At 75.7% G+C, this 1,114-nt stretch carries 1 pseudogene; it reads left to right on the forward strand.

Features of this window, described 5'->3' with window-relative positions:
• Positions 1-1,114, forward strand: a pseudogene (locus AB0J52_RS41805) (helix-turn-helix transcriptional regulator); the annotation flags it as partial.

The following is a 1,114-nucleotide window of genomic DNA, read 5'->3' on the forward strand; positions in this document are numbered from 1 at the left end:
CGCCGCCTCGCCTACGCCGAGTGCCTCGACATGCTCGCCCGCGTCCTGGAGCTCTGGGACCGTGTGCCGGACGCCGCCGAGCGCATCGGCGCGCCCCGGATCGAGGTGTTCGAGCAGGCCGTCCTCGCCGCCGAGAGCGCCGGTGAGCTGGACCGCGGCGTGAAGTACGCGACCGGGGCGCTGCGCGAGCTGCCGGACGTCCCGGAGAACGCCCCCCGCCGCGCCGCGCTGCTGGAGCTGCGCGGCCGCATGCTGTTCGACCAGACACTGCCCGGCGCCGTGGACGACCTGCGCGAGGCCGTCCGGCTGCTGCCCGCGGACCGGCCCACGCTGGAGCGCGCGCGGGTCCTCAACACCCTGGCGACGGTCGGCCGCCTGCTGCCGCGCTCCGACGAGCCCCGGTCCGCCGCGCACGCCGCCCTGGAGATCGGGCGCAGCCTGCACGACCGGCAGGCCGAGGTGGAGGCGCTGCTCACGCTGTCCTGCGTGGACTTCGACTACGGCGCGGGCTACGGCCAGGACGGCCCGACCGAGAAGATGCTCGACCGGATGCGGGAGCTCGCCGACCTGGAGGGCGACGACCGGCTGCGGCTGCGCGTGGCGATCAACCGGTCGCACTTCCTGGAGGGCTCCGGACGGCACGCCGAGGCCGTCGAGGTCGCCCGCGAGGGCGTGCAGAAGGCCCAGCTCAACGGGGTCGCCCGCACCCAGGGCGCGTTCCTGGCCATCAACCAGGCCGAGCCGCTGGTCTCGCTCGGCCGCTGGGACGAGGCGGACGTGCTGCTGCGCCGCACCATCGACCAGCGCCCGCCGCGCAAGATCCGGACCTCGCTGTTCGCGCTCGCCGGGGAGATCGCGACCGCGCGCGGCGACCTCGACCGCGCGACGCGGATGCTCGGCTACGCCCGCGAGGTGACCTGGCCCAAGGCGCAGGACCTGTTCGCCACCCGCCGCCTGGAGGCGGCCATCCGGCTCGCGCAGGGCCGTCCGGACGCCGCGCTCGTCGCCGCCGAGCCGGTGCTGGGCGTCGCGAAGGTCGCCGTCGTCACGGCGGTCATGCTGGCCACGGGTGCCGTCGTCGCGCTGAGCACCTTCACGGTGAGCCAGACGATCC

It is taken from the genome of Spirillospora sp. NPDC049652 (genome assembly GCF_040675125.1).
Lineage (GTDB): Bacteria > Actinomycetota > Actinomycetes > Streptosporangiales > Streptosporangiaceae > Spirillospora.